The sequence below is a fragment of the Paenibacillus sp. FSL H7-0737 genome (assembly GCF_000758545.1).
Classification (GTDB): domain Bacteria; phylum Bacillota; class Bacilli; order Paenibacillales; family Paenibacillaceae; genus Paenibacillus_AQ.
Genome location: NZ_CP009279.1, coordinates 5,608,351 through 5,632,503, shown reverse-complemented (window position 1 = coordinate 5,632,503; position 24,153 = coordinate 5,608,351). Strand labels below are relative to the sequence as shown.

Below are 24,153 nucleotides of genomic sequence, written 5' to 3'. Positions count from 1 at the left end.
TATGGATTTGAAAGAGCTGCGGCGCACGCGGCGAGGTCGATTCATGGGAAGTATGCTTCCTTATGTGGGATATATCATTCAAAGCGGCGTAGCTATGGTCTTCCTCTTTGTGTTGATTGTCTTCTCTGCTTGGTATACATCGTTGTTACAGAATGTGCCTGAAGGTATTCCCATCCGCTGGATTATGCTTGCAATACTGCTGCCTGCAGCAGTAAATAGCAGCTTCCGCACCTATTTGCAGACTCCGGATACGATCTTTCTATTGCCTCAAGGACATCGAATGAAGGAATATTTCGCACCTTCGTGGGTGAGTGGGAACGTATGGAAGATTGTTCGATTGTTATTTGTACTCATTACCCTTTGGCCGTTGTACATACGTACAGATGACTCGCCTAAGCGGCTGTTATTTACAATATTGATTCTGATTGCTGTGAAGCTAGTCGCGAGTTACGGCTTATGGAAAGAGATAGCTATGCTGTCGCGTCCGATGGCAGGCATATTCACTTTCTTACGCTGGGCAGTAGGAGGATTAATTATTGCCGCTTGGTTGTGGCAGCCTGCCGGTAGAAGCCTGATATTTATGGCGCTATTAGCAGCAGCCTATCTTGTTGCACTATCCGTACCTGGACGCCACGCCGTACCTTGGGAAAGACTAATCGCCATGGAAAAAAATCAAGGTGGACGCGCCCTGATGGTTCTGGGTTGGTTCGTGGATGTACCGGGCCGTGAGCAACGGGTATATCCTCGTCGTTATCTTTCCAAATGGGGGGCTCGGCTGCCTTGGCGTAAGGATACGGCTTACCGCTATCTGCTGACCAAAAGCTTCGCCCGAGGAGATATCTTCGGAATCATTATGCGGATTTCGGTACTGGCTTTGCTGCTGAATTGGTTGAACCATGACAGTTACTTCGGTACAGCCATCTATTTGTTCTTCCTGTTCATTATTGGTGTACAATTGTCGGCACTCCGCAAATTGCATAGTGAGTCTTTTTGGCTGACAGTATATCCTTTTCCTGAAGGCAGTAAGGCGGATAACACAACGCAATTCGTATTCCGCGCGCATCTGGTAGTGGCACTGATTCTTGGTTTACCTTTCTTAGCCTCTATAGGCGACCGTCTACTACCAGTGATTGGTACATTTGTAGCAGGGGTTCTGGTATCCTTTCTGTTTAAGGGATACTTGTCCCGCAAAGCGGCAAAGATGGCTGACGAGGATTTGTAGGGAGTTACTTCAAAATAAAAAAAGGCTTTCTCAAAAGTAGAGGATTCTACGGATGAGGGAGCCTTTTTTGCGTGGGGAATGAGGTGTACCACTGGAAAAGGGAAAGAGCTCAAAGCTCTCTCCCGAGACTGTCATCTCTAGTTAGACAAAGAGTGAACGGCTGATGATTACCAGCAGGATAAAGAGAACCAGAATGGCGCCAGTGCTTGTGAATCCACCGCCACAACAACCGTTAAATCCGCCTCTTACTTCTTCGCTCATGTTCATTCCCCTTTCGGTGTGTGTTGTACTTGAGTACATCGTATTGTATGTGCGGAGAGAGAAGCATGTATAGGCCAATGCCGGAGGAGTCCAGAAAAAAATCAGCCCCGTAGAAACGGAGCTGATTGGAAGGAATATGAAAGATTTGTTAAGCTTTTTCCAGATCACGAACGCCTGCGTATACAAGATCAAACAGATCTTCGAGCTGTTCTTCTTCGATACAAGAGAAAGCAATCCGCAGATCTGTTTCACCCAGAGCGATAGTGCCCAGTCCGTAATTATGAATCAGGTGAAGCCGAAGAGCTTCAGCCGAAACAGTATGCAGCTTCAGACACATGAAATAGCCGGAGTTAAAAGGATAATACGTCCATACATCATCGCCGTATTTGCCGCTATCGAGCAGCGTTTTTACTTTATTCGCACGGCCCTTCATGATTTGGAACTTCTCTTCCTTCTGTTCTTCGAATTGTGGAGATTTTAGTGCATCCAATACGAAGGTCTGTGATGGGTGTGCACCACTGGAAATAGTGGCGCGAATGATGCCTAATGTTTTTTGCTCCAATGCAGCCAGCAAATCCTTGTCTTCCGAGGCATAAGTGATGAAGCCAACACGGAAGCCCCAGACGAATTCTTCTTTAGTTGCACCGTCAATTTTGATTGGAAGCACACGTGGGTGCAGATGAGCAAGCTTACCGAATAATGATTCCTTTAGTGAGTCTTCAAAGAACAGTCCGAAGTAAGCATCATCACTTACGACAACCACGTTAATACCTTCCTCAGCCGCACGAAGGATAGCTGCGACGATTTCATCGCCTTCCTTAATCCCTGGAGTATATCCTGTAGGATTGTTAGGGAAGTTCAGCAGAACGATCGCTTTTCCGCGTTCTTTTTGAGCCAGTAGCGCTTCTTCAAGACCCGTACTGTTAAAGGTCATTTCTTCTGTAAAAAGCGGATAGTTAACGGTCTCCCCATGGCGGCGAATTCCGAAGGTTAGTTCATAGTTCTCCCAATTCTTATCTGGGTAGATGATAGCGTCACCTGGCTCAGCGAAGAGGTCAGCGACAATGCTAAGCCCATGAGTCAGGGCGTTGGTTACAACAGGATTGCTGATGGTTTTACCTTCTAGCGATGGATTTTCGCGCAGCATCTTTTCACGCCATACAGTACGCAGCTCTGGTTTACCTGCTGGAGGAGCGTAGCTATACAGATCCTTAGGGCTGTAAGCGGAAAGCTTATCCTGAATGACACCGAGGTGCATAGGTACACCGCCTTCGGTAGCAATGCCGATGGTTGCGTTGTATTTCTTGGCGTGAGCTCCTGCTTCAGCAGATTGACTCAGGATACCCTCCTTAGGGAAGTAAATTTCTTTGCCAAGCGTAGAGAGCATATCATATACATGTTCATTTCCTGCTTTGATACTTTCGTTTAATTGTCCAGCTAGTGGATTCATCAGTTTCATCCTTCCAGGGTTCTTTGGGGATACATACTGTTAACATTGCCTAACATTATATCACCGCCACTTGCAACCGTCACTTGGAAAGATACGTTTTTTTAAAATTTAAGGAAGTTTAAGTTTTACACTATACGTAGCGCTTATTTTGAACGAGAAACTGGTTTATCCGTATCTATTATTCGGAGTGATAGGGGCAGTATTTTTTCATCATTTCAATGGTTTCTTCATCACGTGGATGATTTCTTTCAGATAGGCCGGAAATGACCCCAGAACGTCCTTCTTCTTTTAGATTTTGCCCAAACTTAAACTTCGCCGTTATCTCATCTGGGGTAATGCGCACTACCGCGACGCCCTTTAGACGGGGACGGTATTTAGGGTCCTCTGCATCTATCTGATTATAGCCGCCCTCGGGCTGGAGTTTTTTCATAAATAAGGAGAGTACGATGGCTTTTTCGCTAATGTCTTCGACGGGCTCGGCTATGCCGTAGGCGGTAACACTTTTAAAATATGCGGTTGCTGGGCAGGCCATCTCTGGATCGCTAAAATAAGACGGAATCAGTGCATACTCATCCGCTACGGTAAAGCAGACCTTCTGCTGATTGCGGATCGCCTTCATTTTGCCGCCAGCATGACTACCGTGGAAATAGAAACAACCATCTGTATATACAAAATTCAGCGGTGTCACCCGCGGTAGCCCCTGTTCATCGCTTGTACCGAGAAAACCGAAGCTCATTCCGTCTAGAAAAGAGATCAATTCTTCCTCCTGATCTACTTGAAATTCTTTTCTGCGCATAGGGTTCACGTCCTTATTCTTAATAGTGTAGAGCATTTGCTCCGATGTAGATGTTCTTTCAAGAATAGTAGAGTAGTTGACAATTAAAAAGGACCAATTAAGATAGTTTTTAATGGACCACTTGCTGGCCAAGGAGGGAAACAATGAATATTACGCTGGCATTCGATCAATATCTGGCGATACACCGCTACAAATATTTAGCGTTATATCATGCACTTCGCGCTGGAATATTGGAGGGAACTCTCCCGGGTGGCACTCAGCTGCCGTCTACACGAAGTCTGGCTATGCACTATGACTTGTCGCGCGGATCGGTCTCGCAGGTGTATGAAATGTTGCTCGCTGATGGTTATGTAAGGACGGTGACTGGACGGGGGACATTCGTATCAAAAGATAGCTTTGTTTCAGCTTCTGGAGATAATAAGCGTGAAAATGTGACTTCGGGTGAGGTGGCAGATGCTGCTGGGGGAGGCTCTGCATCTGAGAGAACGATCCCACTTTCGGCATGGGGAGAACGACTGCTCACGCGCCCGACACCCTTGTATGAGCAGCGTAGCAAGAATGTTGTAAGCTTCCTTAGCGGCGGTATGCGGATGGAGCACTTTCCTTACGCCGAATGGCGCAGTGCGCTAACGTATGCTGGAGGGAAAGAAGGCGGTATGCTGCAAAGCACTTGTCCTCCCGAAGGAGATGAAGGGCTTCGCAAAGCTATCGCTGCGCATCTGCGGATTACCCGCGGGATTCGTGCGGATGTAGAGCATATCGTATTGTTTAGCGGTTCGATGCAAGGCATCGTTATTTTGACCCAGCTGCTGCTGGATGCAGGGGGCGAAGCGGTTGTCGAGGATCCGGGTTTCCATGGGATTCGCCGAGCGGTAGAGATCAATGGGGGACGATTGCTGGTAGGAAAGCTGGATGATAGCGGTCTAATTCCGGAGGATTGGGATGCGCGTCTGTTGTTTGTTACACCAAGTCGCCAATTTCCTACAGGTGTGGTGCTCCCTTTGGAACGGAGGCGTATCTTGCTGGAATGGGCGCAGCGACATGAAGCGGTAATCATTGAAGATGATTATGACAGTGAGTTTCGGTGGTCAGGACGTCCAATCGAGCCATTAAAAGCGCTAGATCGCGGAGAACGGGTCGTGTATATTGGCTCCTTCTCAAACACGATGTTCTCTGGCCTTCGGCTTGGCTTTGCAGTGCTTCCACCTTCTCTGGTAAAGTCGACGATCGCCGCTAAGGCGCTATATGAGCCTTTACCAGTCGGACTGCTGGAACAGCGGGCATTGGCACGGTTTATGAATACTGGCGGCTATGGCCGTCATCTGCGTCGGATGACCCGCATTTATGGTGAACGCGGTCGCATCCTTAGGGCGATGCTGTCGGAACAGTTTAATGAGCTGTTTGAGCTGCTGCCTGGCGATGCGGGGCTGCAAGTATATGGGCGGTGGCTACGCAGTAGAGAAGAGTTCGTGGCATTCCGGGCGGCAGCGCACAGGCGCGGCACGGATTTCAGAGATGTGGCGTTATATCAAGTTTCGCCGGGGGAGCCAGCCGCATGTTTTGCTTTTGCCCATTTGAATGCTGTGGAGCTGGAGGAAGGAATAAAGCGCCTGCTTTTGGCGTGGGAAGATGTACAAACTGCAACATGACAAGGTATGATGGTGGGGATGGGAAGCAAAACGAAGTGAATGCTAACGATGCAAGTTTTGCGGAGTAACTCAAGCAGATTATGCTAACAAAACTATGTGAATGCTTACGAAGCAAGTTTTGCGGAGTAACTCAAGTAGATTATGCTAACAAAACTTTTAGGAGGGAACGTTATGCTGCACGCATCGCCATCCTCTTTTGTTATATTACCTGCCTTGGCGAAGATTGTGTGCGAACCAAGCTGGAAATGGCAAAAAAGAGAGAAGTCGCTGCAAAATTATGATTTATTCTATGTATGGAGCGGGGAAGGGACGGTTATTCGTAACGGGGAACCCTTCCAAGTGGGCAAGGGGAGCTGCTTCTTGTTCCGTCCGGGTGATCATACAAGCGCTACTCATAATCCGCAAAGACCACTTGTCCTTACATATATTCATTTTGATGTCACCGGAGAGGTGACGGATGTTCCACTGCCCTATCGCGTACTTGCAGAAACCGTTGAATTTGAGCATCTGCTTGCTCGTTACGTCCGGCTGTTCCTAGTGGATACGTACGCGGCTGAGGAAGAAGGGCAGCTTGTTCTAAAGCAACTAATGATTCATCTGCTTAGGGAGGACCGAGTGAAGCCTGTAGAACGTTATGCTAGCAACCATTTAACAGAGATTATTCACGAAATAGCGAATTATGTGAGCCAACATCCCGGGATTTCGCATCGCGTAGAGGATCTTGCTGCACGTGCAGGGCTGTCGCCGCGGTATTTTTCAATTAAGTTTAAGGAGCTTACTGGCTCTTCCGTTCAATCTTATGTCATTCGAGCTCGGATTGAGCGTGCTCAGCATTTGCTGCTCTACGCTGGAATGAATGTTACTGAGGTAGCGGATGCACTTGGATACCGTGACATTTTCTTTTTCAGCCGCCAGTTCAAGCAGTATACCGGAAAAAGTCCATCTGAGATCCGCTGATTTGCATTCGTTGTTTCAGTTATTTCATCCAAGGGTAAATACTTTGCAGTTTAGTTTACAGAGAATTTACATAACTTCTTGGAAGGGGAGACGCAAGGGATGATGATCAGACGCCGAATCTGCAACACCGATTGTAAAAGTGGAGGCGCAGGGCTTTTTAGAAACCGTTTGAGAAGATTAAAACAATCGAGTGCTTTTGCCATAGATAGCTGGTTCTAAACTGAGCAGGTATACAATCGCTGGATATGACCAAAGACTTTAAATAACCGGGGCCAACAGGCTTCCGGTTTTTTTGAAATATAAGACATAAACGCATACCGTCCTTATAAGGATGCCGCTAGGCATTTATGCTTGGCAAACTGAAGGATTTATCGTTCCTCTCGTTGTATTTGATACAATAGAATAAATCTCCTGTGAGGGTAATTTTGCATTCTGTTGCATATCTTACATTCAATTGCCCAAAAAACGCCCATACTAGAGATTATCACGGTGATCTATTGCATGATGTAACAGAGTTCCAGAGCATATAGGTGGGAGGAGAGATAAAATGTACGAAATCGTACTGATACGTCATGGTGAAAGCCAGTACAATGTGCAGAATTTGTTTACGGGTTGGAGTGATCCGGATTTAACCGAGAAGGGTATTCAAGAGGCTAAGGCTGCTGGCAAGCTTTTGAAGGATGAAGGGTATACATTTGATCTTGCTTTTGCATCAGTACTCAAACGATCGATCAAAACACTCAACTATGTTCTCGATGAAATGGATCTGCTGTGGATTCCTGTGCAAAAGTCCTGGAAGCTGAATGAACGGCATTATGGTGCACTTCAGGGACTTAGTAAAAGTGAAACGGCGATAAAATACGGTGAAGAACAATTGCATCTCTGGCGACGGAGTTTATCGGTTCGGCCTCCACTGCTTGAGCTTAATGATCCTCGGTATGCCAGAAACGATATTCGTTATAGCAGTATTCGTCCGGAGGATATTCCGCGAGGCGAGAGTCTGGAAGATACTGTTCATCGTGTAGGTGATTTCTGGAGAAACCGCATCGTTCCCCTTGTACGTAAAAAGGAACGGGTGCTCATTTCAGCCCATGGCAATACACTGCGAGCGTTGATCAAATTTATGGAGGATATTGATGAGGCAGCACTGCTGGAGCTCAATATTCCTACAGGAGTACCACTCGTGTACAAACTGGATGAGGACATTAATCCAATCAGCCGCTTTTATTTAGGAGATCCGGAACAGGTTGCGGCCAAGGCGCGTGATGTTGCTAAGCAAGGACATGTGTAATAGGCGTAACAGATGTAAAGAGAGCATATAATGACTTGAAAAGATTAAGGGACAGCCATGGGGCTGTCCTTTTATTTTTAGTGTGTAGTAGGTGTCCAAAAGGTACATGCAGTAGATGTTAACGCATTCTACATTGCCAAGAATAGAATAATATTATATAGTTGCATTGATAATGATTATCAGTATCATTATATATTATGTCGATTGGAGTGAATTTATTTTGTTTAGATCTCCAAAAACTTATCTATTGCTTGTGTTTACTTTGGTTATATCGTTACTGCTAGCAGCTTGCGGACAAGCAGTTGAGCATACTACCTCCTCAGTAGACGGGACAGAGAGTGCCGTATCTTTATCAAACAGCAATGACTCATCCAGCGAAGTGGACATGATTACATATCAAGCAAGTAACGGAGATATTCAAGTACCCAGACATCCGAAGCGGATTGTCGATTTAACCTCCTTCGACACAGGATACTTCTTGGCGTTAGGTATCAAACCGGTTGGTGTTATGAATGGTGTCTTAAACAGTCCCTACTTTGAAGGAATGCTGGAAGGCGTTCAAGGCCTTGGAGCTGAACCATCTCTTGAACACATTTTAGAGCTGAACCCTGATCTTATTGTTGTATTCTCCGGAATGGAAGGACTCGACAAGCTGGCCGAAATAGCGCCAGTAGTAGCCATTCAATACGGTGCAAAAACTATCAGAGATCAAATGCTTGATTTCGGTACATTAACGGGGAAAGAAGCCGAAGCTAAAGCTTGGGTGGAACAATGGAACAAAAAAATCAAAGAATTGAAGCCTCAGGTGTTAGCAGCTGTAGGTGACAAAACCGTTTCTATCCTAAATCCGTTTTCCGGTGGTCTATTCGTATTCGGTCACAGCTACGGGCGCGGTGGAGAAATTATTTATAATGAATTTGGTCTGAAAGCACCTCCTGAAGCACAGAAAGAAGCTATAGACAGCGGCACTGGTTGGGCAACAATCTCCCTTGAGAAGCTGCCTCAATTTGCTGGAGATATTGTATTCACATGCCCATGGGCTGGTGATACGAGTGATCCGAAAATCGTCTACGACAACCCCTTATGGGAGCATCTTCCTGCCGTAAAAACAGGCAACGTATTCCAACTGGACCCAACCGCTGATACATATAGTGATCCCGTTACGCTTGAAGCGCAGTTAAATTACATTACTGAGAGTCTTTTATCTGCAAAATAATTCTACTTCAACGAAAGTCCACGAGCTTGCATTTGGTTTTTATAGCAGGGACAATCGGCATTGAGCGATGCTGATTCTCCCTGCTATTTTTAATGTAGCTGTTTTATAATGGCTCCATCTTAACTTCGGTTTATAAGTTTAGCTATCGGCCGAGTGAGTCTTTTTAGTTATTTTGAAAAACTTAAATTCTGTGATACATGAGTATATTCAATAAATCTATGAGGATTTTCTATGTTAGGATGATATTTCTGATGATAGTATTCAATGTAAGTTTAAAAAGTAAAGGAGGAATTAATGAACATTTTCGCACGTTTTAATTTGTAAGTATGAGTTAGGAGAATTATGCGAAAAATCTAAACCGGTTTAGATTTAATCAGTAACACACTTGATGCTTGAATAAGCCTTACTCCACAGCGGCTAGCGCTCTTAGAGAATAACTCCTTCCTGAAAGTAAAATCATCCTATTGGTTTATGAAGCGAACGTTTATGCATTAGAAATTTTTAATTGAAATCTCGCTCTTTACGATGACCCATTATCCTAAGCTGTACCTTAATCGAAAGGAATGGTGATAAGTATGAGGAAAAATTGTAATCGCTTACTTAAGATATTGTTCTGCTGCATTCTGATAACCTCAATCATAACGCCTAGTACCAGTTCTCCCGTTTTGGCTAAGGTTCTCCCGGGATTAGCGGATGTGTCCAGAGAAGTGGCCGCTGAAGGTATTGTGCTGCTGCAAAATCCGGAGTATAAACCAGCAGGATCACAAGTAAATGAGAATGAACAAGTGCTCCCTATCAAGATGAGTGAAAATGTATCGGTATTTGGCCGCATACAAGCGCATTATTACAAGTCAGGCACAGGATCTGGCGGTGCGGTAAGAGTAGATTATGTGAATGGGATTCTGGAAGGTCTTCGGAACAATCCCAGTCTCAAGTTAAATGAAGATCTGGCGAAGGTCTACGCCGACTGGATCAAAAAGAATCCTTTCAACAATGGCGGTGGTGGCTGGGCAGCAGAGCCATGGTCACAGGCAGAAATGCCTTTAACCGATGAGATTGTGGATGCAGCAAAAGCAAAAACGGATACAGCTGTGATCATCATCGGCAGAACAGCCGGTGAAGATAAGGATAATACGGACGTCAAGGGTGCCTATAAGCTGACAGACCTTGAAGTAGACATGCTCAACCGGGTCTATGCCAAATTCGACCGAGTGGCCATCGTATTGAACGTAGCCAACGTTATCGATATGTCATGGGCTAAAAACTATCCCAAAGCTGCTATTTTGTACACATGGCAAGGGGGGATGGAAGGCGGTAGCGCAGTAGCCGACGTACTGACCGGAGATGTTACGCCAAGCGGAAAATTGAGCGATACGATTGCAGCTACACTTGCTGACTATCCTTCTACTGCACATTTTGGCAGCAAAACTGAGAATTCTTATAGTGAGGATATTTATGTAGGCTACCGCTATTTTGAGACCCTTGCTCCGGATAAGGTGCTCTATCCATTTGGGTACGGACTGTCCTATACCAATTTCAAGATCACGACTGATAATGTCAACGCTGGTGAGAATGAGGTTGCAGTGACTGTAACTGTTCAGAATACAGGTAAGGTGGAAGGCAAAGAAGTTGTACAGATTTATTACGGTGCACCACAAGGTAAACTTGGCAAGCCAGCCAAGGAGCTTGCTGCTTTTGCTAAAACCCGGCTGTTACAGCCTGGGGAATCACAGTCGATCACCATCACATATGACACCAAAGATATGGCCTCATATGATGATAGTGGAATTACAGGTCATGATTCATCTTATGTTTTAGAAGCTGGTGACTATAATATTTACGTAGGCAACAGTGTAACTGACAGCGAAAAGCAAGGAGTATACAGCCTTAATGCTTTGAAGGTTGTAGAAACCCTGCAGGAAGCGCTCGCGCCAACTAAGGAATTTGATCGTATCAAACCAGGACAACCGAATGAAAATGGTACTTTTACCACTGTAACTGAAAAGGTACCGACACGGACTACCGACTTGGATGAAAGAATCAAGCAAAATCTCCCTGCGTCCATTCCACAAACTGGGGACAAGGGCTATACCTTATTGGATGTATACAATCAGAAAGTGACTATGGATCAGTTCATTGCACAATTGTCCAACAACGATCTGGGGGCCATTATTTTAGGGGAAGGGATGTCCAGCCCCAAAGTTACTGCCGGAACCGCTGCTGCTTTTGGTGGTGTCACTAAAAATCTGCTGAAATTCGGACTCCCTATCGACAGTGCTGCCGACGGTCCTTCAGGAATCCGGATGGAGACCAATGCAGAGAAGGCAACCAGTATCCCGAACGGGACGATGCTTGCCTGTACGTGGAACACCGAGCTAAATGAAAGATTGTTCAATCTTCTAGGTAAAGAAATGCTGATTAACAATATCGATACGCTGCTTGGACCGGGAATCAATATCCACAGAAGTCCCCTGAACGGAAGAAACTTTGAGTATTTTTCAGAGGATCCGTTACTGACAGGCATCATGGCTGCTGCGCAGACAAGAGGTCTTCAGAAGAACGGTACATCGCCTACTATTAAGCATTTCGCAGCGAACAATCAGGAAACGGATAGACATCTTGTGAATGCACTTGTCTCTGAAAGAGCGCTTCGCGAGATTTATTTGAAAGGTTATGAAATGGCAGTGAAGAGTGGAAAGGCGCGTTCAGTGATGACGTCCTATGGTCCGGTAAACGGAACTTGGGCTTCCAGTAACTATGACCTGAATACGACCATCCTCCGCGGAGAATGGGGCTTTGACGGGATTGTCATGACAGACTGGTGGGCGAAGATGAGTGAGGATCAGGGCTTCTATGCCACTACCAATCGTTATGATGAAACCAACGGCAAAGCCATGGTCCGTGCCCAAAATGACCTTTACATGGTAATTCCGAACGATTATGCAGAAACGCATAAGAATCGGAATAACAGTACCTTTAATACGATGACATCGCTTGCTAACGGCAGTCTGACCCTGGGAGAATTGCAGCGTTCTGCCAAGAATATCACGAGCTTTTTGATGAAATCTCCAGCCTTTGCAAGAACGGCAAAGATTGATTATGTGGTCAATTATACGCCGGGAAGAGATTGGTTCCGGGTGAATACGGACAAATCAGGAGATCCACAGCTCTCTGATATTACGGTTGGCGGCAAAAAGATCAAAATATTTAATCCATTGAAACTCGACTATAAAGCCTTTGGTGAAACGACTGAAACTAGCAGCTATCCTGAAGTCAAAGCTACGGCGATAGCTGGTGTAGACGTAAGTATACGACAAGCCGATAAAGATAGACCGGCTGCTGTAATTACTGCTTCGGCCGGAGGAGAGAAACGGATCTACAAGGTTATTTTCTCTTCGGAGGAAGGCTTGGAACCGATTTTTGAGAATCCGACCTATGCTTATTTAAAGAATATCTCGATTGATGGTAAGCCGCTTGAGGGGTTTGCACAGACTAGGTTCAGTTATGATGTAGGTCTCAGTAACGGGGCTACTTTACCTGAAGTTACGTTTGAAACGAATGATGGTGTAAAAGCAACGGCCAACGTAGATCTCATCAATAAAAGAGTGACGATCAAATGTATCAGCTCCGATCAGGCGAATTCCTATGTGATACAGTTTGGTACGACACCACAGAGCGATGAGTTCGATAGTACAAATCTAAGCAACTTCTGGACGATTAATAAAGAGACTGCTACCAATACAGAAAACAACAAAAATTGGTCTTTGAGCACTGCTCTCGGCAATTTGAGAATCATCGCTGAAAGAGGCGACTTCTGGAGTGATCATGCAGATTTGAAGAACTATTTCCAGCAGGAGGCCTTCGGCAACTGGGAAGCAACAGTGAAAATTAATATGAGCAAAGCGCCAAATCAAAATTATAACGGCGTCGGCATCACGGCTTCACAGGATAACAATAACTATATCTGGGTGAAGTATGAATACAGTAGCGGCAAGATCATCGGTATGACCAAAGAAACCGGAGGTACGGAGCCTGTTACCATCGGACAACTGTCTGCCAGTCAGCTCACCAGTATTTTTGGAGAAAAGAAAGAGCTGTATTTACGTTTGAAAAAAATAGGCAACAGCTATTCCGGTTATGTCAGCGCTGACGGCAAGGAATATATTTCACTTGGCAGTACAACTGCGAATTATGCCAATCCGAAGTTTGGATTACTTGCATCTAATGGAAGTCAGAATCTCACAGATCCATTTGTTGTTGATTTTGATTATGTCAGAATCAACAGTGATGTAGCTTTGGCAGTAAAGAAGATTGGGAAAAATACTAAATTGAAGGTAGCTGAGACGGAATTTGCCTCCATTACTCCGATAATCACGCCAGTAAGCAGTAATGACGTAGACGGTGGATTATGCTACACCAACACAAGTAAGGGAGAAGCCATCTCCTATAAGGTAAATGTAGAGAAAGAAGGCATGTACAAAGTCACATCACGAATTCGCTCTAGCCAATCGGATGTCGCCCAAATGTCCTTTGGCATCTATGATGGCGATAAGCTACTGGGTACCTTCGACCTCACCACGACTAAAGGGGTATGGAAAACCTTCAGAATCCCTGATATTCAGCTGTCGGCGGGTGAGCATACCCTTAGAATTGTATTTGAGAGTGCTGGTATTGACCTGAACTGGTTAACCTTCCAGCTGAAGCAGGACAATGTAGACACATCGGCGTTAGAAGCGGATATCAAGGCTGCTCAAAATATCGATATGAATGCATACACAGCTTACAAAAAGCTCAAATTCAACACTGTGCTGGATGAGGTTAAGGCTGTTCTTGCTGAGCCGATTAATGACGAGGTTGTTGCAGAAGCCATAGCTTCCTTGAAGGCGGCTATAACAGATTTGAGCATATCGTCTATGCCAATCAATATTGCTCCGAGAGAAACGCTGAAAGTAGAGAACGGTATCAGAATCTATCCTTATAATGCACCATGGATTTATGCAACGAATACCCAGTTCAGATTCGAAAGTGGTACGGACGCCATGAGTTATGTCAATTCTAATGACCTTGTTTATTTCGGTCAGGTTGACTTGACTAATCTTGTGGAAGTAAGAGTGCAGTATGCCCGTGAAGGCGGATCGTCTCCATCTTTTAAATTCTATACAGAGGCTGACAATACGGGTAAACCAGTTAAAAGAGCTACTACACAAGGAAGAGCATACGCTGATGCTTACAGCGGCGGAGGTTCTTTTGAACTTGGTAATGAATTTGCAAGCATTAGTTTTGCTCAGAAAGCAGGCGCTGCTTGGGGGAATTATGGAATGGCAAGCACCAAACAAACGCCTGGAAATTCTTACATTGATCATTATTTGACAGCGGAAACCTTCCTAGACAGAACCAAAGTGACTGGAAAACAAAATGTGTATATGATTTTTAACGGATTAAATGCAAATTTACAATATGTTGAACTCATTTATGCTGATCCGATTGAAGTCACCTTCGATCAGAATTATCTGGACTCACCGGCTCCTACCAAAGTAACCGCATTTAAAGGTGAAGCAATAAGCACCTTACCTCGGGTACCGGAACGTGAAGGCTACATTTTTGCTGGCTGGTTTGATAATAAAGAAGGGACCGGTGATGCATTAACCGTAGACACGGTAATGAACATAAGCACGGTGTATTATGCCAAATGGACAGAAGATACCCATGCTAAAGAAATTATATCGATTGTTAAGCCGCAACTGCTGAGTGTGCCGTTCGGAACTGCTGCAGGAGAATTGAATTTACCAGCTACAGTGGAAGCTACATTGGGCAACAAAAGGGTAATTCACTTGCCTGTACAATGGGATAGTAAAGATTTCAACGGTGGAAAAGCGGGGAGTTATACGCTGGCAGGTAGCTTTGAGCTTCCTGAGGGGGTATTGAATAGTACCCATCAAACTGTTTCTATTACAGTGGTTGTACTGCCAGAAGGCACTAAACCTATCCAGATTACTAAAGTTGAGAAGCTGGAGGGCAAAAATGTTGAATTTGGCACCGCTTTTGATAAGTTGGAATTGCCGTCTTCAGCTACAGTAACGCTTGATACGTATGAGCAGAAGGAACTTGTTGTTAAATGGAGCCCTGCTGGTTATAACGGCAATGTGGAAGGATCATACGTGCTGAGCGGTACTATGGTATTAGAAGAAGGAATGATCAACCCTAATGATCTGAAAGCTTCCATCACCATTCAGGTAATGCCGGAAGTGATTCGTGTCGCTGAGATTGTCACAGTGCAGGATTTGGAAAGTAAGAGCGTTCCATTCGGCACTCCATTTAATGGATTGAAGCTACCATCATCGGTCATAGCTACTTTGAACAACGGTGAGACAAAGGCGATATCCATCGATTGGAATAGTGAAGGTTACAATAGCGATAAGCAAGGAGCTTATATCCTGAAAGGAGCGCTAGTACCTCTGGAAGGTGTCAGCAATCCCAAAGACCTGAAGGCATCCATTACGATCGAAGTACTACCGGAGGTCATTACGATACCAGAAATCACGGCAGTGCAAGCACTAGCAAGTAAAAGCGTTGCTTATGGTACCAGTTTTGACGCACTGGAGCTACCAGCTTCAGTATCAGTAACCCTGAATACCGGGATGAATAAGGTCGTTTCTGTTCAGTGGAACAAGGAAGGCTATAACGGTAATACGGAAGGAACGTACACCATCAAGGGGGATCTTGTCTTCCCTGAGGGTATAGCTAATCCACTTGGCCTGAAGGTACAGATCTCTGTGATCGTTAAACCTTACAGCGGTGGAGCTGGTGGTCAACCAAGTACACCAACACCGACTACCCCAGCGGTACCTTCAGTACCATCGATTCCTGGAGAAGTCGTAAAACCTGGAGAACAGCAGCCTCCAAAAACAGATGGAAAAACGAAGACACCGGAGCTAATCAGACAAGAGCTTAAGAATAAGTTTAAAGATGCTACTCTAATTCCTAGCTGGGCAGAATCTGCGATTGCAGCGCTGGTGGAGAGAAATATTATCGGCGGACGCACAGACGGAAGCTTTGATCCAAGTGGGAAGGTAAACCGTGCCGAGTTTGTTGCCATGGTAGTAAAAAGCTTCAACTTTAGCATGGGCGAGAATCAAAAGCAGTTTACTGACGTTCTGAAAGATGCTTGGTATCAAAACTATGTTGAGATTGGGACTTCTAATCAACTGATCAATGGTATCGGTAATGGCATGTTTGCTCCTAATAGCAGCATTAGCCGTCAGGACCTGTGTTTAATTCTATTCAATGCATTGAAGAAACTGAATGTTGAATTGCCGCAAGCGACTAACCATGACTTCCCAGATGATGCTTCTATTGCGGGTTATGCTAAAGAAGCGGTCTATGTCTTCAAAGATCTTGGTATTGTAAATGGAGGCAGCGGTGGAGAAATGGATCCGACAGCTTCGGCCTCAAGAGCTGAAGCAGCTGTGATCATCAACAATGTACTGGATTACTATGCTAGCGTAACAAGCTCTAAAGTGAAATAAACAAAACAAGGGTATCCCGGCGCCGATTTTCAATCGGTTAGGGATACCCTTATTTTGTTATTTCGTAGCTTTACTAAAGCGGCCGATGTAGCGTCCCCAGCAATTCCCCCATCTTTACCTTCGTGTTGACCTCAAGCTTGGGTCTCGGGGTAAAAGTACCGCTCTCCATAAGCAGTACTACAGTGGAGCCGAACTCGAAATAGGCTAGATCATCGCCGATTTGCCACTCGGTAGCGTTAGCATCCGTATACCCGATGCTGCTGACGTTCATCGCGCCTACCTTTACTACTGCGGTTTCTCCGTAGTCTCCGGCGATATACGTGATAAGACGTTCATTGCGATTCAGTACGCCCTTCATATGTCGCATGCCGAAATCGTTGACAGGATAGGCTCGTCCACGAATATGATCACTCTCAACCTTATGTCCAGTAAGGGGAGAGTGAATCCGGTGATAATCCGTAGGACTTAGATAAAGGACGAAGAAAAAACCTCTCTTGTATAGCTCCAGATGCGGAGAATGATTTAGTAGATCCTCGATCTTATAATCCTGCCCTTTTACATTCATAATCGTACCAGAGGAAATGTCACCCATAGCAGTAATCATTGCATCTACGGGACTAACTAAAGCGTCAGCATCGGTTGCAATAGGCCGCATGCCAGGCTTCAGCCGGCGGCTGAAAAACTCATTAAGAGTGAGATATTCTCCAGGATTCTTCTCCGCTTGGGCGGAGGGGATTTGATAAGTCTTAATAAATACCGGGATTAGAAAACGGCTGAGTCTACTATGAGAAAAAGACCCCATTAACCGTGAAAGCCATCGGTGCGAGGATAGCTCGGTCATTAGCCGCAGCAATTGTTTTACCATGCCCATCTCCCTTCCATAATACAGCAGTACGGTCGTATGTGGCCGCCATCTGCTCTGCATTATATTGACATAGAATAGGAGACAAATCAATAACTGTTATATATGAGGCTGTTCTTTTCTAGTAAAAAACGTGCGTATCCCATAGGTCTTCGGTAACTCTCCTTCCAAATCTCCGTAAGGCCGGCTTTGTGAAATCCATAGCGTTGGTCGCGGCCATTGCATTCTATGAAGAAGATGCGACCATCCTTTGTAATGCCTATATCCAGTCCGATATCGGCCAGCCCTGGAAGGTCTTGCTCGAGACAACGAGCTATAACAAGGCTAAGTGTTTCGACAGCTATACGGATATGGGCCGCTATTCCTCTAGAGAAGGCTTTTTCCAGCGCAAAGGAAGAGCTTAACGCTTCTCCTCCACGGGCTATATTAGAGACAAACCCCCCAGGGGGTGCTAGTTTAGCAAAGAGACCGGTAACCTGCCAATCGCCTCCCCAGCCGCGTTGAATGGTGACGCGTAAATCAAAGGGACGTCCTCCAATCTCAGCAAGGGGAATACGCTCCTGCACGAGATAAGGGACAGAGGCAAGGCGTGCCCGGAGCATTTTTGGCAGCGCCCCCTGATATACGGGAGTGCTTATCCAGCGCCGCATGGAGGGGGAGAGATAATTTAAACTCCAGCGCTGAGGCCCTTTACGAACCAGTCGCATGACCCCATTCCCAATGCTTCCACGGCAAGGTTTAAGAATAAGATCGGGGTAACGATTCATCATTTGTTTGAGTCCAGATACGCCAGTTGTTGCTGGCAAAACCTCACGCAGCTCTTCATGCTGCTCAAGCAGTTCATGGATCTCATCCTTGCCGTATCGATTGCAAGTATTGTACACCAAAGGATGGTGCCGCAGCAGACGTTGCATTCCTGGGCTATTCTGGCTGTATATGGCTCGGTTATGGATGACAGTTGGCGTAGGAACTACTACGCTTTTATATCCATGAGATCCCTTTATATAGGCGGCGCTGAAGCCTGAGTCTGTATCGATGTCCGCGAGCTTCAGAAAGCAGGGAACTAGGCCGTATGCAGCGGCCGCCTCTTCATAGTTGGATAGAGACTCCTGTCCTGTTTTTAGCCGGGGAACGCCCCGGTGCATATCGGCATTTAGTAGTATTCCAACGAGCTTATGCCCCATGTTTGTTCCTCCTGTTTCTTCGGTCACGTGATTCCCGCTTTTACTACTCTTGTCATTGTATGTTTGTACCCGCATGTCAGGGTGGACGAATGCGCGGCGGCAGAAGCCTTTTTTTAAATATAAGAAAGTATAAATTTCATCAGAATCTTATTAAGGGCTTATCGCAAAAGGGTGTCATCAGCCTATACCGCTGCATATGATGCCTAGGAGAAACAATAGATGGAAGGAGGAGACTGCTTGTGAGGGGTTCCAAAAAAAAGCAGCCGCGCAGTCCACAAAAACGACTCTACTATGTAGATAATCCCAATATAAAGGAACTGAGCATGCTGGAAAGCAAAGGCAGTTCTAAGGATTCGGGGAGCAGCAATGACGGAGTCAGTAAAGCAGAGCTCGCTGATGTTCAGGTAAGTGGAGGAGCAATCGCTGAAGTCGTTCAAGAGGAATCAATTTTCGTACCAGTTCTGCAACCAGAGCCAGAGCCAGAGCCAGAGCCAGAGCCAGAGCCTATAGTGGAAGAGCAGCTTCAGAAACAGGCGGATAATCTTCCTGAGACGATTTGGTTCGCTCCTGAAAAAGAGCGGTTCCAGCCCGTTTATACAGATGATCTATCGGATGCAGCAGTTACAGGAGCTAAAATCGCTCCACGTACCATTGACGGTTCTAAGCTGAAGTTCGGCATTATTGGTACACCATGGTTGCAAGATTACGCTGTACAGAGCATCAATATCGCGGACAAGGCAGTTACTTCTTCGAAAATCGCGCCTGAATCCATTGTGGGTGAACATTTAGCTGAAGGAAGCGTAAGTGGCGGTAAACTGCTGGATCATTCCATCAGTGGAGAGAAGCTGAAGAACGGTAGTATTAGTCCAGAGAAGCTGGCTGATCGGATTATCGGCGGCGGTCAAATTGCGGATAAATCAATTGAGAGCCGTCATTTGAGCGATCTGATTATTACGGCTGATCTACTGGAAGATGGAGCGGTTACTGGTGAGAAAATAGGAAGCAGTAGCATCACAGGCCGCCACATCGCAAACGGGAGTATAGACCGTTCCAAGCTAGCTGATGCAGCGGTATCTGGCGATATAATAGCCGATGGTGAAATCAGCAGCTCCAAACTGGCTGATGCTGTGATTGAGGGTCGCCATCTTAGCGATGCTTTGATAACCGCTAGACATTTGGCTCCGGGAGCGATCGGACCAGGGCAGCTTGCCAGCAAGCTGATCGGCAAGGAGCAGCTCCAGTCGGGTGTAATCGAAGGCGCACATGTAGCGGATGGTGCTATTGGTTCCAAGCAGCTAGGTGCAGAAGTAGTGAGAAGCATCCATCTAAGTGCAGAAAGCGTACACGGTTCCCATATCAGCGACGGGGAAATAACGAGTCGCCATCTAGCTGACCGAAGTATCTCCTTTTTAAAGCTAACAGAGGGTGCGGTAGGTACTGCACAGCTGGTTGAGCAAGCGGTCACCTCATCGAAAATCGCTGATCAAAGCATACTCGCACATAAGCTAGCAGATGAAGCTGTAACCACCAGACATATTGCCAAATCCGCCATACGCGGACCGCAAATTGCTATGCAAGCTGTTTCCTCTAATCATCTGGAACGTGAGGCTGTGAACCACTCCCATTTAGCTTCGGAAGCGGTAGGCTCGGAGCAGCTTATGGATGAAGCTGTTCATACGGAACATCTATCCTCTGGTGCTGTTACTGGAGAAAAGCTGGCCTCAGAGTCTGTGGGTGCGGAGCACCTGCGTCCACAGAGCGTTACTTCCGCCAAGTTAGCGGACGGAGTGGTGAGCTCGGCTAAACTAGCAGCAGGATCGGTCATTGGAAGTACGATTGCTCGTGAAGTGGTAAGTGGTGAGCATATCGCTTTTTGTGCAGTGGAGGAGAAACATCTAGCAGATGCCAGCGTGAGCGGTCGTGCCTTGCAGGATGCTGTAGTGGATAAAGATCATCTTGCCACTGGAGCTGTGGAACGGAGACATCTCGGAGAAAATAGTGTGACTACTGCTGCGATTCAGTCCGGCTCGGTTTCGGGAGATAAGCTGGCTTCTGCTGCGGTGAGAGAGATTCATTTGGCCGCTGGGGCAGTGCAGCCACATCATCTGGCAGATCATGTGGTGACATCGTTAAAGCTGTCCCCGGAAAGTGTATCGACGGATAAGATTAGTGATTTATCGGTCACATCGGCTAAGCTTGCTGATGGAAGTGTGGATTCCAGTAAATTAGCAGTGTCGGCAGTTCAGGCAGAGCATTTATCTGTGAATGCAGTTCATTCAAAATCCATTAGCGATAGTGCGGTTCAGAGCAGACATATGAATCCGGGAAGTATCGGCGGGGCGCATATCCGGCCGTTGTCCATCGGAAATGGTCATATCATTCCTAATTCCATCTCTTCGATTCAAATACAGGAGGGCAGCATTAGCGGGTCTAAGCTGGCCAAAGGGGCTGTGGATTCCCAGCATCTTTCACCGGGCAGTGTAGACGGAAGCCATCTATGCATGGATACGATTGAAGGACGTCATATCGGGCATGGTGAGATCAAGCTGGCTCATCTAGCTGAAGATGCACGTAGCTCCGACTTGCTGCCAGAGGGCAGTATTACCGGGGAGAAGCTGGCGGAAGAATCCGTAGATTCTATTCATCTTGTACCTGCAAGTGTAGACGGAACTCATCTGAGACTGGGTGCAGTAGAAGGTCGTCACATTCAGCATGGTGAGATCACACTAGCTCATTTGGCAGAAGAAACGTTTAGCTCTGAGCTACTGCCTAATGGTAGTATTACCGGCGAGAAGCTCGCTGAGGAATCCGTAGGTTCTATTCATCTCATGGCCGGAAGCGTAGATGGCAGTCATCTGAGCTCGGATACAGTGAAGGGACGTCATATTGGGCACAGTGAAATCACCTTAGCTCATCTAGCCAAAGATGCACGTAGCGCAGACTTGCTCCCAGATGGCAGTATTACCCGAGAAAAGCTGGCGGAAGAATCTGTGAACTCAAATCATCTTATACCTGGAAGTGTGAATGGCAGCCATCTGAGCCCGGATACAGTAGAAGGCCGCCATATCGGGTACGGTGAAATCACCTTAGCTCATCTAGCCAAAGATGCACGTAGCGCAGACTTGCTTCCAGACGGCAGTATTACCAGAGAAAAGCTGGCGAGAGAATCTGTAAATTCAAATCATCTAATACCAGGAAGTGTGGATGGTAGTCATCTGAGTCCGGACGCAGTGGAAGGCCGTCATATCCGAAATGGTGAAATCACGTTAGCTCATTTGGCAAAAGAAACGCGCAGCTCTGAATTGTTACCCGACGGTAGTATCACCAGTGAGAAGCTGGCAGTAGAATCCGTAGATTCAAATCATCTAGTACCAGGAAGTGTAGATGGCAGTCATTTGAGTCCATACGCAGTGGAAGGTCGTCATATTCGAAATGGCGAGATTACGTTAGCTCATTTGGCAAAAGAAACGCGCAGTTCTGAATTGTTACCCGACGGTAGTATCACCAGTGAGAAGCTGGCAGAAGAATCCGTTAGTTCTATTCATCTTGAACCTGGAAGTGTAGGGAGTAGTCATCTGAGTTCGGGTGCAGTAGAAGGCCATCATATCGGGTATGGTGAGATTACAATGGCTCATCTAGCACCAGAGACACGCAGCTCAGAATTACTGCCGGACGGCAGCATTACCGGTGAGAAGCTGGCAGAAGAATCCGTTAGTTCTATTCATCTTGAACCTGGAAGTGTAGGGAGTAGTCATCTGAGTTGGGGTGCAGTAGAAGGCCATCATATCGGGTATGGTGAGATTACAATGGCTCATCTAGCACCAGAGACACGCAGCTCAGAATTACTGCCGGACGGCAGCATTACCGGTGAGAAGCTGGCAGAAGAATCCGTAGATTCAAACCATCTGGCACCAGGAAGTGTAGATGGCAGTCATTTGAGCTCAGGTGCAGTAGAACGACGTCATATCGGGTATGGTGAGATTACCCTGGCTCATCTAGCACCAGAAACACGCAGCTCCGATTTCCTGCCGGATGGTAGCATTACCGGTGAGAAGCTAGCAGAAGAATCCGTAGATTCAAACCATCTGGCACCAGGAAGTGTAGATGGCAGTCATTTGAGCTCAGGTGCAGTAGAACGACGTCATATCGGGTACGGTGAGATTACCCTGGCTCATCTAGCATCAGAGACACGTAGCTCCGAATTGCTGCCAGATGGTAGCATTACCGGTGAGAAGCTGGCAGAAGAATCCGTAGATTCAAACCATCTGGCACCAGGAAGTGTAGATGGCAGTCATTTGAGCCTCGGTGCAGTAGAAGGACGCCATATCCGTTACGGTGAGATTACCCTAGCTCATCTAGCATCAGAGACACGTAGCTCCGAATTTCTGCCAGATGGTAGCATTACCGGTGAGAAGCTGGCAGAAGAATCTGTAGATTCAAACCATCTGGCACCAGGAAGCGTAGATGGCAGTCATTTGAGCCTCGGTGCAGTAGAAGGCCGCCATATCCGTTACGGTGAGATCACACTAGCTCATCTAGCATCAGAGACACGTAGCTCGGATTTCCTGGCAGACGGCAGCATTCCCGGTAAAAAGCTTGAGGGTGGATCCATCTCTGCTTTCCACTTGGCTCCAGGTAGCGTGTATGGGGGGCATTTAGCGGGTGGTACGATAGATAGCCGCCATATCCGGCAAGGAAGTATTAACCTGAATCATCTGGCGGAAGAGGTCTTTAGCGCAGATCTTTTGCCGGATGGCAGTATCACAGGTGAGAAATTGGAGGGTGGATCTATCCAATCATTCCACCTGGCTCCTGGTAGCGTCTATGGCGGTCATTTGGCAGGGGATACGGTAGATAGTCGCCACATTAGATCTAACAGCATTACCCTAAAGCATCTGGCAGAGGAGGTTCGTAGCTCCGAACTGTTGCCGGAAGGTAGCATTACCGAAGAAAAACTGGCCGAAGGTTCAGTGAATGCTTCACATTTACAGCCATGGAGTGTGTACGGAGAGCATCTTGCTGACCAGATCGTGGCAGATCGGCATTTGCAGCCCGGTATCATCAAACTGGAGCATCTTGCGGATGAAACACGCAGCTCTGCGTTGCTTCCTGATGCTAGCATCGATGGAGTAAAGCTGAAGGCAGGAAGTATTGAGTCCTCTCATCTGGCTGATGGTTCGGTAGGGACGACAGAGCTTCAAGATGAATCGGTGGTGGCTTCCAAAATCTCTTCCTTCGCTATTCAAGCCCGTCATCTAGAGGAAGAAAGCGTTCAGGATTATCATATTGCTCCTGGTGCAGTAAACGGTGCTCATTTGGCAGTGAATTCTGTAAATGCTGAACATCTATCCTTCAGTCCGATTCAGACTGCAGGTAAGCGAGAAGCGCTTCAGCAGTTTGGAATGACAGCATTCATGTTCAATGGGGATGCTGAGAGTGTGGAAGTGACCGTATCGTTCGATGAGAACTTTGGTCATACCGGTTATGTGCTCGTCGCCATGACGAATCAACCATATTTCTATGCTTCCTTGAAGAGCAGAGCCAACGGAGATGCAGTGATACAAGTGGTGCGCTTGCGCGAAACTCCGCATTTCTATGGGGTCATCTCTTGGATTGCTATCGGCGCTCCGTTAGCCAAACCGGTAGTGGATGATCGTGTGTTTGATTAATTCGCAATGATGATGTACAAAATGCTAAGCGCAGCCGATGGCTGCGCTTTTTGTTGTGTTGTCCTCCTAG

Annotated in this window: 12 protein-coding genes; 7 read left to right on the top strand and 5 right to left on the bottom strand. The window is 46.5% G+C overall.

Features of this window, described 5'->3' with window-relative positions; translation table 11 throughout:
* Position 1: 1 nt before the first annotated feature.
* Positions 2 to 1,222, top strand: coding sequence for an ABC transporter permease (locus tag H70737_RS24570; protein ID WP_042191529.1), 1,221 nt, complete (start codon positions 2 to 4; stop codon positions 1,220 to 1,222).
* A gap of 141 nt (positions 1,223 to 1,363) precedes the next feature.
* Here the strand turns inward: H70737_RS24570 and H70737_RS31370 are convergent, their stop codons facing one another.
* The 3 genes from H70737_RS31370 to H70737_RS24560 form a co-directional block, all read right to left on the bottom strand.
* Positions 1,364 to 1,483, bottom strand: coding sequence for a YjcZ family sporulation protein (locus H70737_RS31370; RefSeq protein WP_212567871.1), 120 nt, complete (start codon positions 1,481 to 1,483; stop codon positions 1,364 to 1,366).
* Between the two features lie 148 nt (positions 1,484 to 1,631).
* Positions 1,632 to 2,933, bottom strand: coding sequence for an aminotransferase class I/II-fold pyridoxal phosphate-dependent enzyme (locus tag H70737_RS24565; RefSeq protein WP_042191526.1), 1,302 nt, complete (start codon positions 2,931 to 2,933; stop codon positions 1,632 to 1,634).
* Positions 2,934 to 3,111: 178 nt separating this feature from the next.
* Complete coding sequence (locus tag H70737_RS24560; RefSeq protein ID WP_042191524.1) at positions 3,112 to 3,729, bottom strand: pyridoxamine 5'-phosphate oxidase family protein; 618 nt, start codon at positions 3,727 to 3,729, stop codon at positions 3,112 to 3,114.
* A gap of 143 nt (positions 3,730 to 3,872) precedes the next feature.
* Between H70737_RS24560 and pdxR the strand changes: the two genes are divergently transcribed.
* From pdxR to H70737_RS29985, 5 genes are all read left to right on the top strand, one after another.
* Entirely contained in the window at positions 3,873 to 5,378 is a 1,506-nt protein-coding gene (pdxR, locus tag H70737_RS24555) for a MocR-like pyridoxine biosynthesis transcription factor PdxR (RefSeq protein WP_042191522.1), read from the top strand.
* 171 nt (positions 5,379 to 5,549) lie between these two features.
* The gene (locus tag H70737_RS24550; RefSeq protein ID WP_042191520.1) at positions 5,550 to 6,335 is read left to right on the top strand and encodes a helix-turn-helix domain-containing protein; all 786 of its coding nucleotides are present in this window, start codon (positions 5,550 to 5,552) and stop codon (positions 6,333 to 6,335) included.
* 547 nt (positions 6,336 to 6,882) lie between these two features.
* Positions 6,883 to 7,626 carry a 2,3-diphosphoglycerate-dependent phosphoglycerate mutase gene (gpmA, locus tag H70737_RS24545; protein ID WP_042191518.1) on the top strand — a complete coding sequence of 248 codons (744 nt, stop codon included), beginning with the start codon at positions 6,883 to 6,885 and terminating at the stop codon, positions 7,624 to 7,626.
* A gap of 220 nt (positions 7,627 to 7,846) precedes the next feature.
* On the top strand, positions 7,847 to 8,842 hold the full coding sequence (locus H70737_RS24540; RefSeq protein WP_052404409.1) for an ABC transporter substrate-binding protein: 996 nt from the start codon (positions 7,847 to 7,849) through the stop codon (positions 8,840 to 8,842).
* A gap of 695 nt (positions 8,843 to 9,537) precedes the next feature.
* Complete coding sequence (locus H70737_RS29985; protein WP_231573344.1) at positions 9,538 to 16,368, top strand: glycoside hydrolase family 3 N-terminal domain-containing protein; 6,831 nt, start codon at positions 9,538 to 9,540, stop codon at positions 16,366 to 16,368.
* A 73-nt stretch (positions 16,369 to 16,441) separates the two neighbouring features.
* Here H70737_RS29985 and asd read toward each other — a convergent pair whose 3' ends face one another.
* Positions 16,442 to 17,233, bottom strand: coding sequence for an archaetidylserine decarboxylase (gene asd, locus H70737_RS24530; RefSeq protein WP_042191516.1), 792 nt, complete (start codon positions 17,231 to 17,233; stop codon positions 16,442 to 16,444).
* Between the two features lie 86 nt (positions 17,234 to 17,319).
* The gene (locus H70737_RS24525; protein ID WP_042191513.1) at positions 17,320 to 18,414 is read right to left on the bottom strand and encodes a YheC/YheD family endospore coat-associated protein; all 1,095 of its coding nucleotides are present in this window, start codon (positions 18,412 to 18,414) and stop codon (positions 17,320 to 17,322) included.
* A gap of 239 nt (positions 18,415 to 18,653) precedes the next feature.
* On the opposite strand from H70737_RS24525, the gene H70737_RS29980 reads away from it, so the two are divergent.
* Positions 18,654 to 24,083, top strand: coding sequence for a WIAG-tail domain (locus tag H70737_RS29980; protein WP_052404407.1), 5,430 nt, complete (start codon positions 18,654 to 18,656; stop codon positions 24,081 to 24,083).
* The last annotated feature ends 70 nt before the right edge of the window (positions 24,084 to 24,153 follow it).